Raw genomic sequence first — 13,931 nt, forward strand, 5'->3', positions numbered from 1 at the left:
GCTGCTGCCGCCTCGCACGCTCACTCGAGCCTCCGGAGCGGCACCGGCGGGAGGTTGATGAGTGGTGCAGGTCCGCTAGCCTGCCGCGATGAGCCGCGAGTCCCTCCTCAGCACCTTCGGCGAGGGCCGGCGATACGTTTGAGACGCGAGCTACACGACCGCCGAATACCTCGAACTTTTGTCGTCGTATTCCGGTCACCGGGCCTTGACAACGGAGCGGCGTGACGGTCTGTACGACTGCATCGGCGCAACGATCGACGCGGCGGGTGGTTCGGTCACGAAGCGTTATCTCAATCAACTGTCTGTAGGAATTACTCTTCACCAAACCCTTGCATAGCGGTGCGTCGGTTGGTCAGAATATCCGGGCGGGAAGGGAGTTCACTCGTCGACTTTCGGGTCTGACCTGAACCAGCCGCTGTGGCGGCTCGTGACTCCCTTACCCGCACCAAATCTCTTTGTCTCAAAGGCAATGTAGTCTTCTGGCCATGGCCCAATTCGTCGTACAGCTGCGCTTCGACACCTCCGACACCGACCGCCGGCTGGAGGTCCGGCCGGCGCACCGTGAGTACCTCGCGGAGCTCAACGAAGCGGGCAAACTCGTCGCTGCCGGGCCGTTCGCCGACGGCACCGGCGCCCTCCTCGTCTACGACGTGGCTGACGAAGCCGAGCTCCGCGACATCCTCGCCAAGGACCCGTACACCCCGGCCGACGTCTACGAGATCGCCACCTTCGCCGAATGGCAGCCGCTCTTCCCGTTCAGCAGCTGATCCTGCACCGACGCCAGTAGGGCGGTCGGCGAACGTCAGACGTCGGCGGCTTCCAGGTCGAGGTGGTCGACGTAGGCCCAGAGCCAGACCAGCGGAGCGAGGACGAGTTCGGGTTCGTCGTCCTCGTCGGCGATGAACAGCATCGAGCCTTCGCCGTTCGTGATGTCCTCGCAGACCGCTTCGCACAGCTCCAGCGCGAGCTCGAACGGCACCACTCGCGGACCGTTCTCCCAGCGCGGCTCGGGCAGCGGGAGCACCGGGGCCTCGTCGGTCCCGTCCAGCTCGACCGAGACCTTCTGCAGCTCCTCGTACAGGTCGAAGGAGATCAGCCCCGCGAGTGGCCGCCCGTCCAGGCCGACCAGGTACGGGTCGTCGGTGCCTTCGCGGAACGCATCCCGGATGTCCGGCAGCGCCGCCTTCAGATCGGTCGCTTCGAGGTACGGCGCCTCGTCCGGCTCGGCGTCTTCCTCGGCCTGCACGAGCCCGCTGCGCATCTGGTCGAACTGGTGGAGCAGCTCGTTCAGCTCGTCGTACGCGCCACCGCCCGGCGCCTTCTGCGCGCGGGCCTCCAGGTCCCGCAGGTGCTCGACCAGGTCGTCCTCGAAGTGGAGCTCGTACCGCGGGAGACCGGGTTCGCGGCCCGCGTTGATCTGCGCGACGAGCTGCGTCGACACCGGCCCGATCCGCTCGGCGAGCACCTCGAGCGGCGTGGTCGGCTTCTCCTCGTCGTCGTGAGCGCAGGAGTCGTCGTCGTTCTTCCCGTCGCCCTCCATCGCCAGCAGCACCTGGAACGCCTGGAACGACACGAGCGCGGCGGTCGCCATCGTGCCGTCGCCGATCAGCATCAGCGGGTTGCCGCCGGCCTCGGTACGGCGTACGTGGTCCTGCATCAGCGTCGCGGCCTGCTCGACGTTGACCTGGCTGGCCAGCGAGGACAGCCCGTGGTCGGCGTCCACGCCGAGCAGCTCGACGAGGCGCTCGGAGCTCATGTCGAAGTTGGAACGCAGGTAGTACCGCAGCCAGCCGGCGTCGACCGGGTTGCCGAGCAGCTCCGCGATCCGGGCGCGGAAGTCGGCCAGGTCCGCGATCGCCAGCACCACCAGCACCGGCTGGTCGCCGTCGCCGATCACCAGCGGCCGGGTGTCGCCGTTGTAGAACCCGTCGATCACCTGGTGCAGGCTGTCCGCGGCCGCGTCCAGCGGCCAGGACTCCGCCTCGAACTCGTTGACCACCGCGGCGGACCTGTCGTCGGGCATCTGGTGGATCCTCTCCGGGTGGCGGCGGGAGTTGGGGGTAACTGTAGGCTGCGGGCGTTTCAGCAGGTCGGGTGGGTCCTTCTGGGGTACAGCGAAGGAGTCGAGTGAGATTCGCTACCCTGGTACCGGCGGGTCGGTGCAGGTGTATCTCACATGTGAGATAAGGTCCCGGACATGACCGATGACTACCTGAGCCGGATCGGAAACCTCATCCGGGACGCCCGCAAGCACCGCGGCTGGACGCAGACGCAGCTCGCGGAAGTACTGAACACCAGCCAGAGTGCGGTGAACAGGATCGAGAAGGGTCATCAGAACCTCACCCTCGAGATGCTCGCCCGGATCGGCGAGGCACTCGACTCCGAAATTGTCTCTCTCGGTGGCGGTCCGGTCCACCTCCGTGTCGTCGGCGGCCGGCAACTTTCCGGTTCGATCGACGTCAAGTCCAGCAAGAACGCCGGCGTCGCGCTGCTCTGCGCCTCGCTCCTGAACAAGGGCCGGACGACGCTGCGCAAGGTCGCGCGGATCGAGGAGGTCAACCGGCTGCTCGAGGTGCTGAACTCGATCGGCGTGAAGACCACCTGGCTGAACGACGCCGGTGACCTGGAGATCGTCCCGCCGGCGCAGCTCGACCTGGCGTCGATGGACGCCGATGCGGCCCGCCGGACCCGCTCGATCATCATGTTCCTCGGCCCGCTGCTGCACCGCGAGGACGCGTTCGAGCTGCCGTACGCCGGTGGCTGCGACCTCGGTACGCGTACCGTCGAGCCGCACATGACCGCGCTCCGCCCGTTCGGCCTCGAAGTGAAGGCGACCGGCGGGCAGTACCACGCGCTGGTCAACCGGGCGATCACGCCGGGCAAGCCGATCGTGCTGACGGAGCGCGGCGACACCGTGACCGAGAACGCGATCATGGCCGCGGCCCGCTTCGACGGCGTCACCGTGATCCGCAACGCCAGCCCGAACTACATGGTCCAGGACCTGTGCTTCTACCTGGATCTGCTCGGCGTGAAGATCGACGGCATCGGTACGACGACCGTGACGGTGCACGGCAAGGCCGACATCGACGTGGACGTCGACTACGCGCCGTCCGAGGACCCGATCGAGGCGATGAGCCTGCTCACCGCAGCGATCGTGACCAAGTCCGAGATCACCATCCGCCGGGCGCCGGTGGAGTTCCTCGAGATCGAGCTCGCGCTGCTCGAGGAGATGGGCCTCGACTACGACCGCAGTACGGAGTACCTGGCCGAGAACGGCCGGACCCGGCTGGTCGACCTGACCACCCGCCCGTCGAAGCTGCACGCGCCGATCGACAAGATCCACCCGATGCCGTTCCCGGGGCTGAACATCGACAACCTGCCGTTCTTCGCGGTGATCGCGGCGACCGCGACCGGGCAGACGCTGATCCACGACTGGGTGTACGAGAACCGCGCGATCTACCTGGCCGACCTGAACAAGCTCGGCGGCCGGGTCAAGCTGCTCGACCCGCACCGGGTGATGGTCGAGGGTCCGACGCACTTCTCCGGCGCCGAGATGATGTGCCCGCCGGCGCTCCGCCCAGCTGTCGTCGCGCTGATCGCGATGCTGGCCGCGAAGGGTACGTCGGTGCTGCGCAGCATCTACGTGATCAACCGCGGGTACGAGGACCTGGCGACCCGGCTGAACTCGCTAGGCGCTCAGATCGAGACCTTCCGCGACATCTGAGCCCGGCCCAAGGTCCTGGCCCGGGTCTTACGCGGCGCCCTGCTCGGCACCCTGCGCGGTGTCCTGCGTGGCGTTCGGTTCGGCGTCCTGCAGGAAGGCGACTGCTTCGGCGATCACCGCGGGGTCCGAGAGGATCTTGCGGTGGCCGAGGCCGGTCGTCGGCAGGAAGTGTGCGCGGGGGCCGTAGTTCCGCAGTAGAACCTGCGCCTGCCGGGGGTCGACGATGTCGTCCTCGTCGTTGTGGATCACCAGCAGTTCGGCCTTGCCGGTGCTCACCGAGAACCGGGTCCAGATGTCGTCGTCGCCGTCGAAGTACCCGCGTTCGATCGACCGGCGGAGCTCGCGGTTGAGCTTCGGGCCGAGCCCGAGTTCGGCGCAGAACGCGTCGGCGAGATAGCCGAAGTCCGCGACCCCACTGATCATCACCATCCGCTTCGCGGCCACGCCCTCGCGGACCGCGTAGAGCGCGAACGGTACGCCGAGGGAATGCGCGATCACACCCTCGAACGGCCCGTGCCGCTCCTCCAGGGCGCGAATGATCCGCTGGTGCCCGAGGATCGACGTCACCTCACCGTCGGAGTCCCCGTGCGCCGGAGCGTCGTACGACACCGGGCTGTACCCGAGCTCGAGCAGCCGCGTGACGAACCCGGCGAATCGCGAGGCCCGCGACCGCCACCCGTGCACGAGCAACACCGGCCGCTGCCCGTCACCCCACGCGTACGTACGGACCGCCGCACCGATCCGCGCCCCGGCGACCACGCCGGCGTCGTCGAGCTCGAGGACGTCGATCTTCGCAGCATTGTGAACAATCTGCTCGTCGACACGGACGCGGCCGCGGGCGAGGGGCCGGCGCCACAGGTTGAACGCGAGCCGTCCGCCGAGCCGCGGTGACAACGTTCCGATTGTCTGCAATCCGACACTGACCAGCTTCTGCATGATGACCCCTTCACCAAAGTATACGAACGGTCGTATTATTAGTTTGCGGCAGCGTAGCAGTCAACGGACTTAGGATCAGTGCTCGTGGAGAAAGTCGACGGACGGCTGGCGCGCGGTGACCAGACCCGCCGCGCCGTACTGCGCCGTGCCGTCGACATCGCGTCGGTCGACGGACTCGAAGGGCTGTCGATCGGCCGGCTCGCGACCGAGCTCGGGATCAGCAAGAGCGGATTGTTCGCACACTTCGGCTCCAAGGAGGAGTTGCAGCTCGCGACCGTCCGGGCGGCGCGGCGGATCTACGCGGACAACGTGGTGGTCCCGGCGTACGAGATCGAGCCCGGTCTCGGCCGGGTGTGGGCGCTGAGCAAGCACTGGCTCGACTACTCGCGGAGCCGGGTGTTCCCGGGCGGCTGCTTCTTCCAGAAGGTGTCGCACGAGTTCTCGGCGCGCGACGGTGCGGTCCACGAGTACCTGGCCGCCGTACACCACGAATGGATGGACCTGATCGAGCTCGCGGTCGCCGAGGCCATCGAGCGGGGCGAACTGGCCGGCGACGCACGGCAGCTCGCGTTCGACCTGAACGCGTACTACGAGGCCGCCAACCTGGCGTCGATCCTGCACAACGACGAGAACGGCTACGACCGCGCCCGCCAAGCAGTACGCACCCGGCTGGAATCAGCCGTCGTCCCCGGTACGCCGCTGCCCTGGTGAGTTGTGCCGGGTCAAGCCGGGACGTGCAGCAGTTGGTGGGTTGGGAGGTTGCGGTTCCGGCGGATGGGGGAGGCGAGGAGGACCAGGCCGGCGAGTGGTACGCCGGCGGTGGTGATCCAGAGGGCGGGTGTCAGGCCGAGGGCCTGGCCGAGTGTGCCGCCGAGGAGGGCGCCGAGCGGGATCGTGCCGTAGTTGACGAACGCCGTCGTCGCGGTGACCCGGCCGAACAGCTGTTGTGGACAATAGGATTGTAGGAAGGTCGCCTTGACGACATTCCCACCAACCACGCCGAGGCTAACGCCGAATCCACCGGCCAGATAGAACCACTGACTAGCGGCCGCGAGCGGGATGAGCAGGGCAAGTGTCGGCAGCCCGAGCTCGCACAACAGCAACGCCCTCGCCGTACCGAACCGCATCGTCCGTCGCCCGACGATCGCACCGAGGACGCCGCCGCTCGAGGCCGCCGCGACCAGGACGCCGACCGTGCCCGCACTGAGCCCGCCCTCGCGCACCAGAAAGACCACAACGATCGCCTGGTACCCCATCAATGCGAGGTTCGAGACCGCGCCGAAGATCGTCAACGTTCGGAGCCAGACGTCGTGGGCGACCAGCCCGATGCCCTCCCGGATCGCGCCGACCCGCGACGAGCTCGTCGTACGGCGTTCGCGGAAACGGACCGCGGCGAGACACGCCAGCGCGACCAGGAAGCTCGACGCATCGATCAGGAGAGTGTTGGCAGCGCCCACGAATTGGACGAGGAGACCGCCGCATCCCAGTCCGGCGATCTGTGCGGCCGAGGCGCTGCCGTGAAGTTTCGCGTTGCCCTCGGCGTGATCCATCGGTTCGAGCAGCGTCGGGAGATAAGCGGTGTACGCCGTCTGGAAGACAACTGTCGATGCTCCGGCGGCGACGGCGACCGCGAGCAGCAGGTGGATGCTCAACAGCCGGCCGCCCGCCGCGAGCGGGATCGACGCGAACAGGGCGGCCGAGACGGCCGAGGACACGAGCATCACCGGACGCCGCCGTACCCGATCGATCCAGGCGCCGGTGGGCAAGCCGATCAGGAGCCACGGCGCCCACGCCGCCGCGGTCAGCAGGCCGACCTCGAAAGTCGTTGCATCGAGCATCGAAATCGCGACCAGCGGCAGCGCGACCGACGACGTCGCGCTGCCGAACCGGTTGACGGTCTCGCCGACCCAGAACAGCCGGAAGTCGCGGTGCGTCCGCAGCAGACTCATGAGCGGCGCGGGAACGACTGCAGCTGGATGATCACCCGCTCGGCACCGGAAGCCGCATCGCCGGCGGCGTACCGGTCGACGACCGCTCCGATCTCCTCGTTGAGATTGTGCAGTTGCTCCGGAGTCAGACGGAGGTGCCGCCAGTCCGACAGGCCGGCCGCGTGCTGCCACTCCGCGGGCCAGTCCTCGTCGACGTACGCGCGAACCCGGTTGTAGTAGCGCTCCACGAGATCCCGCAGGTACACGTCGAGTGCGCGCCGCGTCTCCGGGTCGTCGAGGAACTCGGCCGGGTCGAGGACGGTCGGCCCGTGAGGAAGCCGCCACCAGCGCTCGCGCTTCGTACCGCGGTCGGGATCCTCCTCGAGATACCCGTGCTCGGCGAGCAGCCGCAGATGCCAGCTGATCGTTCCGGTGTTCTCGCCGAGCTGCGTCGCGAGAGTGCTCGACGTGGCCGGTCCGTCGAGCTCGATCGCCTCCAGGATCCGCATCCGGAGCGGGTGGGCGAGTCCGCGCAGACTCCGGGCGTCGATACGTCGCATTGTTGCAGAGTAATCTCTGCAGAGGAGTCTCTGCAATATGATTCTGTCGGTGGCCGTCCCTAGGTTGGGCGTATGCGGCCTCATGTGGTGGCTCAGCTGGCGGTCTCGCTGGACGGGGCGACGTCGGGATTCGACGTCGACCTCGCGCGGTTCTATGCGCTGGCGACGCTGTGGCAGGAGGACGTGACGCTGATCGACGCGGCCACGATCGTTGCCCAGGAGAACGAAGTACGCGCCGCTCCGAGCCGCGGCACCCGCGCCGACGGCCCGCTGCTCGCGGTGGTCGACGACCGCGCCCGCGTCCACACCTGGAACGCGCTACGAGAGCTCGGCTACTGGTCCGACGTGCTGGCCCTCTATGCGGACCGAACCCCCGCCCGTCCACCGGACGCGACCACCCGCGAACTGGTCACGGGTTACGACGAGGTCGACCTCCTCGAAGTCCTCACCGTCCTCGGCCGACGGGGTGTTCGGACCGTGCGTGTGGATTCGCCGGCACTACTCAGAACGTGTTTGGACGAAGAGCTGGTGGACGAGCTCGCCCTGCTCGTCCATCCGGTGCTGACCGGCGGCGAACCCTGGTACGACACCCACCGTCTCCACCTCCAGCACGCCGGCACCGAAGTCTTCAAGGACGGCGTGATCTGGATCCGTTACTGCGTAGCCACCTGAAGGTCGCGGAACTGTCGGTGGTTGCCGTTAGTGTCGGCGGTGATGAGGAAGCAGCACGAGGGGTACGACGAGCACGACGCGGAGCGTTGGGTCGCCGAGCCGGTGAAGCGGCCGGGGCGGACGGCGTTCGCGCGTGATCGGGCGCGGGTGCTGCACAGCGCGGCGTTGCGGCGACTGGCGGCGAAGACCCAGGTGGTGACGGCCGGCAGCGACGACTTCGTGCGGAACCGGTTGACCCACAGCCTGGAGGTCGCGCAGATCGGGCGCGAGCTGGCGGCGACGCTCGGCTGCGATCCCGACATCGTGGACGCGGCCTGCCTGGCGCACGATCTCGGGCATCCGCCGTTCGGGCACAACGGCGAACGCGCACTGGACCAGGTCGCCGCGGACATCGGCGGCTTCGAGGGGAACGCGCAGACATTGCGCCTGCTGACCCGCCTGGAGTCCAAGACGTTCGACACCGAGGGGCGCAGCGTCGGGCTGAATCTGAGTCGGGCGACCCTCGACGCCGCGACGAAGTACCCGTGGGCGCGACGTGCTGGCGAGCGGAAGTTCGGGGTGTACGACGACGACCTCGCGGTGTTCACCTGGTTGCGACCGGGGGTGGGGGAGCGGCGCTGCCTCGAGGCGCAGGTGATGGACTTCGCCGACGACGTGGCGTACTCCGTCCACGACGTCGAGGACGGAATCGTTGCCCACCACATCGACCTCGAGGACGTGGACGCCGAGCGGGCGCCGTACTGGCAGACGGTCCGGCAGATGTACTTGCCGGAAGCAACAGACGCCGAGCTGGACGAAGGCTGGTCCCGGCTGAAGGCACTCAACTACTGGCCGGGCGCCGCGTTCGACGACAGCCGGCGGGCGCTGGGCGGGCTGAAGGACCTCACCAGCCAGTTGATCGGCCGCTTCGCGACCGCCGCCGAACAGGCAACCCACGACGTCTTCGGGCGCGCTCGCCTGATCCGCTACGAGGCTGACCTGGTGGTACCTGCCGGGATCCGCATCGAAATAGGCCTCCTCAAAGGCATCGGCATGCACCACGTCCTGAACTCCGGTGAACGCCAGGCCCGCCGAGCCATCCAGCGCGAACTCCTCACCGAGTTGGTGGAAGCCCTCTGGAAAACCGCTCCCCAACACCTGGACGCTCCCTTCCGCTCCGACTTCGCCGAAGCCGTCGATGACGACGCAAGGCTCCGCGTCGTCATCGACCAGGTCGCCTCCCTGACAGACCCCTCAGCCCAGACCTGGCACGCCCACCTCGTCCACACCCATACCTGACCCCGCCCGGCCGCCAGCTCCTGTGCAACGGCCCCTGCAGCGGGACGGGTTGGGTTAGTGGATGGTGGTGAAGGGCAGGTCCAGGCCCAGGCGGTTGTAGTTGGGCTCGTTGTAGAGGCGGATCTGCTGCAGCTCGCTGCCGGTGAGCGCTCGGCGGTAGACGCGGACCTCGTCGACGGTGCCCTGGAAGCGGTTGGCGCCGTCGACGCGTTCGCCGACATGAATGCCCTGAACGCCGAATTCCTTGCCCGCGGTGACCGATCCGGCGGGAGCCGTCGCCGATCCGACCTCGACGCCGTCGACCAGCAGACGGAGCTTGCCGTTCGCGCGTTGGAGTACGACGTGATGCCACTGGTTGTCGTTGTACGCCGACGTGGACTGCACAGTCACGTTGAACCGATCGACCGACAGCAGTGCGCGGATCCGCTTGCTCTCCGGCTCCGCCCGCAACCACACCTGCGGCGTACTCCCGGACCCGGTCCGATAGGCCCACAGAATCGCGTGCGACCCGGTGGTCGACCCGTACTTGATCCACGTCATCATCGTGAAGTCGTCCGCGCCGAGGTCGATCGAGCGGTCGAACGGCACCTCGACGTAGTCGTCCACCCCGTCCAGCGCGAGCCCGTTCCCGAACTTGCCCTCGGCAACAGTCGCGCCACCGCGGACGTACGCCGGATTGTGGGCCGGTCCAACATCAGGGGTCAGCGGCCCCGGTGCGGGCGGAGCCGGAATGCCCGGCGGCGTCCCGTTCGGTGTCGACAGGTACGCCTCGTTGAACCGCGCCCAGCGGATCGACTCGTACGGCGTCGCCACGCCTGCCTCGTACAGCAACCCGGCCTGGCCCCCGTCCAGCCGCACCAGGTCGGAGTACGCCGAGGGACCCCACCAGAACACCTTGCCCTGTTGCCAGGTCCCGAACGTGCGCGCCTCGTCGTACGACGACCGCACCGTCATCACCTCGCGCGCGGCCGGATGCGCCGGAGCCGAGAACAGGATCCGGTGCGAGTCGAACCGCAGCAACGACCCCTGCACGTCCGGCATCACCAGCCGCGGAATCGTCCTGAACGGCTGGTCGAACGTCTCCCCGCCGTCGCTGCTGATCGCGTACGCGCGGTTGCCCGGATCCGTCCCGCGTTCCCGGGCGAGGGCGTAGATCCGCCCGTCCCGCAGCTCGACGACCGTGACCTCCTGGGCGATCACCTTCCCGTCGTCCCGCGAGGTGGTCGCGCCGATGTGCCACGTCTCGCCCGAGTCGTCGGAGTACAGCAGGTGGGCGCCGTAGACGTGCGGCCCGACCCCGTCGTACGTGCAGGCCGTGGCTGATGGTCCAGCGCCTACTGCGGGGCACTCGGCACGGCACCTCGCCGCACGGGTGCAAAGGCCACGATGCTCCGCATCGAATCCTTCGCCCCCGCACGCCGATGCACCGCACCGAGCACCTCCTCGCGACGGCGCTGGACCATCAGCCACGGCCTCGAAATTCGCGCCGACGATCAGCCGGCCCGCGTGCGGTCCGTGTTCGAGCTGGATGCCGTGCATCGGGCCGGTCGCGTACCAGAAGTTCCAGCTCGGCAGCTTCGCGTCGGTGAGTTCGCGCGGCGCGGTCCAGGTGGCGCCGTTGTCGTCGCTGGTCTGGACGTACGGGTCGCGGTCGCAGCCGTTCGGGCACGGGTCCGGGCCGTTGTGGGTCGACACCAGGACGATCCGGCCTGTCCGATTGTCAACAATCGGAACGGGGTTGCCGTTCGTACTGCCGTTGCCCTCGGAGACCACCTGCAGCGGTCCCCAGGACTTGCCGCCGTCGGACGAGCGGCGGAGCACGATGTCGATGTCGCCGTCGTCACCGCAGTCCGCGACGCGGCCCTCCGCGAACGCGAGGACGTCGCCGTTCTTCGCGTGCACGATCGCCGGGATCCGGAAGCACGAGTACCCCTCGGTCTTCTGCTGGAACAGCACGCTGTCCTCGACGAACGGGACGGACCCGCTCCCCGGAGCAGCGGCTTCCGAGGCCTGAGCAGATGGAGCGGTCAGACTGACGAACACGAGCAGGGCGGCGGTCGCGAGACGGCCCGGTGTGAGTACGCGCATGACTCTCCCAGGAGGACATAGGACGTCTGATGTCCTGCGACAACGTAGTCAGGTGGACCGTCCCCGACAAGAGTTCGACGAGGACTAAAGTGCGAGCATGGCTGATGAACAGATCGTGATCGTCGGAGCGAGCCTTGCGGGTGCGACCGCGGCCGAGACCCTTCGGAAGAACGGCTGGACGGGCGGCGTCGTCTTGATCGGCACGGAGCCGTCCTTGCCGTACGAGCGACCACCGCTGTCCAAGGACGTCCTGCTCGGCAAGGCCGAGACCGGTTCGGCGCAGCTCCACGACCAGCAGTGGTACGACGACAACACGATCGAACTCCGCCTCGGGACGACAGTGACCGCGATCGACCCGGCCGCGCACACGGTCACGCTCGACGACGGCTCCCAGGTGTCGTACGGCAAGCTCCTGATCGCGACGGGCAGCCGCGTCCGCGAGCTCGACGTACCGGGCGCCGACCTGCCCGGCGTGCACTACCTGCGCACGGCCGAGGAGTCGCAGGCGCTGAACGAGGCGTACGCCGCGAAGCCGCGCGTGGTTGTCGTCGGCGCCGGCTGGATCGGCCTGGAGGCCGCGTCTGCGGCGCGCCAGCGTGGCTGCGAGGTGACGGTCGTCGAGCCGCAGGCGACCGCACTGGCCGCCGTACTCGGGGAAGAGGTCGGTGAGCTGTTCGCCGAGTTCCACCGGAAGCACGGGGTGCAGTTCCGGTTCGGGACCGGGGTGGAAGGTTTTGAGGGGACCGACAAGGTCACCGGCGTGAAGGTGACCGGCGGCGAGGTGATTCCGGCGGACCTGGCGATCGTCGGCGTCGGCGTCCGGCCGAACACCGAGCTCGCCGAGGCAGCCGGCATCGAGGTCGCGACCCCGGACAATGGTTCCGGCATCGTCACCGGCCCGGACCTGCAGACGAAGGTCGCCGACGTGTACGCGGCCGGCGACGTGGTCCGCTGGGACCACCCGCTGTTCGGTCGCTCGGTCCGGGTCGAGCACTGGCAGAACGCGAAGGACACCGGCGCCGCGGCCGCGAAGTCGATGCTCGGCCAGGACGTCTCGCACGACGCGATCCCGTTCTTCTTCACCGACCAGTTCGACCTCGGCATGGAGTACGTCGGCGACGTCCCGCGCGGCACGTCGTACCAGGTCGTCCTGCGCGGCGACCCGAAGTCCGGCGCCTACGTGGCGTTCTGGATCGACGACGACCACCACGTCCTGGCCGGCATGCACGTCAACACCTGGGGCGCCACCGACCCGATCCGCGACCTGGTCCGCTCCGGCAAACAGGTCGACCCGACCCGCCTGGCCGACACCTCGGTCGAGCTGTCCGAGGTCTAACCCACCCGAAGTCCCTCGAGGAGGAGCTCGGCGTTCCGCCGGACGTGCTCCACGGGATCGTGCAAGAGCTCCTCCTCGACGAGACCCACCAGCTGCGGCCAGGGCAGATACCCGGTCGCGATGACCACGGCCTGGCGCACACCCGGGTCGTCATCCCGCGCCACCACGCGGACCTGCTCGACGAAACCCTCGACCGGTTCGGCCGGAGCGGTCAGCGTCGCGGCGTACAGGCCGACGAGCCGCTCATCCCTGGTCGTCGCGGACCGCAGGGAATCCCGCGCCTCCTCGTGCGTCCACAGGTCGCAGCGCTCCACGATCTCCGCCTCGACCTCGGCGCGCCCATCACCCCGCACGGTGAGGTACCGAAGACCGATCGGCTCGTCGTCGACGTGATGGATCTCGGTTCGCTGGTCATACGTGACCCAGGAATCCACGAAGGCGCCGGCCTCCGCACGGCGGAAATCCAGCACGTCCCAGTCCAGGTCCCAGGCGAGCCGTTTGAGCGCCCGGACCGAGTAGTCCGGCTTGAGCACGAAGCGATTCATGAGAACGGGTAGGTGACGTACGCGAACGACGCGCTGTCCGGGGACCAGCTGGGGACGTTCATCGTGCCCTGGCCGCCGAACAGGCTCGTCAGTTCGCGGATCTCGCCGTCACGCATCAGCAGCCGCAGCCGTACGTCGTCGATGTCGGCCGGATGTCCCTCCGTGCCGGGCGGGAAGCTCACGTACGCGATCGCGGAGCCGTCCGGGGCGGGGTGCGGGAACCAGTTCACCCGCTCGTCGTCCGTCAGCTGTTCCGCCGCGCCGTCCTTGATCCGGAACAGCTGGGCGTGCCCGGCGCGCTCGGAGTTGAAGTAGATCCACTCGCCGTCCGGACCGTACTCCGACCCGTCGTCGGCATACTCGTCGTCGGTCACCTGGACGTCGGCGCCGCCCGCGGCCGGGATCGTCCACACGTTGGTGATCCGCCGGTCGCCCACCCACTCCAGCCCGATGTACGCGAGCGTCGTACCGTCCGGGGACACCCCGTGCAGGTAGTGGTGGAAGCCTTCCCCCCGGTCGTTCGTCACCCGCCGCCCGGCGCCGCCCTCGATCGGGACGGCGTAGATGTGCCCGTCGCCGGCCGATGCGTAGACCGTCCGCCCGTCCGGGCTCACCACGTGGTCGTTGTTGATCGGCGGCACCCCGCCGAGCTCGATCTCCTCGAGCCCGTCGGCCACCCGGTACAGGAGCCCGTTGCCGTTGACAACCAACCTGCCGTCGGGGAGCCAGTTCGGCGCCTCGAACAGGACCTCCTCGGAACTGAACACCAGCCGGTGCTCGTTCCGCGTGACGTCGACGACGTACAGCTCGGACCGCTGACCTTGGCGAAGGGTACGTGGCATACCCGTCAACCTACGTGATCGG

13 protein-coding genes are annotated in these 13,931 nt (G+C 68.3%); 6 read left to right on the plus strand and 7 right to left on the minus strand.

Features of this window, described 5'->3' with window-relative positions; translation table 11 throughout:
* The first annotated feature begins 485 nt into the window (after positions 1-485).
* Entirely contained in the window at positions 486-767 is a 282-nt protein-coding gene (locus ACZ5BU_RS31375; protein ID WP_465704051.1) for a YciI family protein, read from the plus strand.
* A 35-nt stretch (positions 768-802) separates the two neighbouring features.
* On the opposite strand, the gene ACZ5BU_RS31380 is transcribed toward ACZ5BU_RS31375, so the two are convergent.
* A complete protein-coding gene (locus ACZ5BU_RS31380; protein WP_465704052.1) occupies positions 803-2,023 on the minus strand; it encodes a type II toxin-antitoxin system Phd/YefM family antitoxin in 1,221 nt (406 codons plus the stop codon).
* Between the two features lie 174 nt (positions 2,024-2,197).
* Between ACZ5BU_RS31380 and ACZ5BU_RS31385 the strand changes: the two genes are divergently transcribed.
* Complete coding sequence (locus ACZ5BU_RS31385; protein ID WP_465704053.1) at positions 2,198-3,724, plus strand: helix-turn-helix domain-containing protein; 1,527 nt, start codon at positions 2,198-2,200, stop codon at positions 3,722-3,724.
* Between the two features lie 27 nt (positions 3,725-3,751).
* Here ACZ5BU_RS31385 and ACZ5BU_RS31390 read toward each other — a convergent pair whose 3' ends face one another.
* Entirely contained in the window at positions 3,752-4,660 is a 909-nt protein-coding gene (locus ACZ5BU_RS31390) for an alpha/beta hydrolase (RefSeq protein ID WP_465704054.1), read from the minus strand.
* Positions 4,661-4,744: 84 nt separating this feature from the next.
* Between ACZ5BU_RS31390 and ACZ5BU_RS31395 the strand changes: the two genes are divergently transcribed.
* Positions 4,745-5,371: a TetR/AcrR family transcriptional regulator gene (locus ACZ5BU_RS31395; protein ID WP_465704055.1), complete on the plus strand. Its 627-nt coding sequence runs from the start codon at positions 4,745-4,747 to the stop codon at positions 5,369-5,371.
* An 11-nt stretch (positions 5,372-5,382) separates the two neighbouring features.
* Here ACZ5BU_RS31395 and ACZ5BU_RS31400 read toward each other — a convergent pair whose 3' ends face one another.
* Positions 5,383-6,609, minus strand: a complete 1,227-nt coding sequence (locus ACZ5BU_RS31400) for an MFS transporter (RefSeq protein ID WP_465704056.1) — start codon at positions 6,607-6,609, stop codon at positions 5,383-5,385.
* Positions 6,606-7,148, minus strand: a complete 543-nt coding sequence (locus ACZ5BU_RS31405) for a winged helix-turn-helix domain-containing protein (protein ID WP_465704057.1) — start codon at positions 7,146-7,148, stop codon at positions 6,606-6,608. The genes ACZ5BU_RS31400 and ACZ5BU_RS31405 overlap by 4 nt, the downstream gene beginning before the upstream one ends.
* A gap of 72 nt (positions 7,149-7,220) precedes the next feature.
* Between ACZ5BU_RS31405 and ACZ5BU_RS31410 the strand changes: the two genes are divergently transcribed.
* Together ACZ5BU_RS31410 and ACZ5BU_RS31415 are read left to right on the plus strand one after the other, a co-directional pair.
* Positions 7,221-7,820 carry a dihydrofolate reductase family protein gene (locus ACZ5BU_RS31410; protein WP_465704058.1) on the plus strand — a complete coding sequence of 200 codons (600 nt, stop codon included), beginning with the start codon at positions 7,221-7,223 and terminating at the stop codon, positions 7,818-7,820.
* Between the two features lie 42 nt (positions 7,821-7,862).
* Complete coding sequence (locus tag ACZ5BU_RS31415; protein ID WP_465704059.1) at positions 7,863-9,098, plus strand: deoxyguanosinetriphosphate triphosphohydrolase; 1,236 nt, start codon at positions 7,863-7,865, stop codon at positions 9,096-9,098.
* A gap of 54 nt (positions 9,099-9,152) precedes the next feature.
* On the opposite strand, the gene ACZ5BU_RS31420 is transcribed toward ACZ5BU_RS31415, so the two are convergent.
* The gene (locus ACZ5BU_RS31420; protein WP_465704060.1) at positions 9,153-11,186 is read right to left on the minus strand and encodes an exo-alpha-sialidase; all 2,034 of its coding nucleotides are present in this window, start codon (positions 11,184-11,186) and stop codon (positions 9,153-9,155) included.
* 97 nt (positions 11,187-11,283) lie between these two features.
* Between ACZ5BU_RS31420 and ACZ5BU_RS31425 the strand changes: the two genes are divergently transcribed.
* Positions 11,284-12,522, plus strand: coding sequence for an NAD(P)/FAD-dependent oxidoreductase (locus tag ACZ5BU_RS31425; RefSeq protein WP_465704061.1), 1,239 nt, complete (start codon positions 11,284-11,286; stop codon positions 12,520-12,522).
* On the opposite strand, the gene ACZ5BU_RS31430 is transcribed toward ACZ5BU_RS31425, so the two are convergent.
* Together ACZ5BU_RS31430 and ACZ5BU_RS31435 are read right to left on the minus strand one after the other, a co-directional pair.
* Positions 12,519-13,067, minus strand: a complete 549-nt coding sequence (locus ACZ5BU_RS31430) for a hypothetical protein (RefSeq protein ID WP_465704062.1) — start codon at positions 13,065-13,067, stop codon at positions 12,519-12,521. The genes ACZ5BU_RS31425 and ACZ5BU_RS31430 overlap by 4 nt on opposite strands.
* Positions 13,064-13,909: a TolB family protein gene (locus ACZ5BU_RS31435; RefSeq protein ID WP_465704063.1), complete on the minus strand. Its 846-nt coding sequence runs from the start codon at positions 13,907-13,909 to the stop codon at positions 13,064-13,066. Before ACZ5BU_RS31435 ends, ACZ5BU_RS31430 begins: the two co-directional genes overlap by 4 nt.
* Positions 13,910-13,931 lie beyond the last annotated feature (22 nt).

Source organism: Kribbella sp. NPDC031520, from assembly GCF_055580825.1.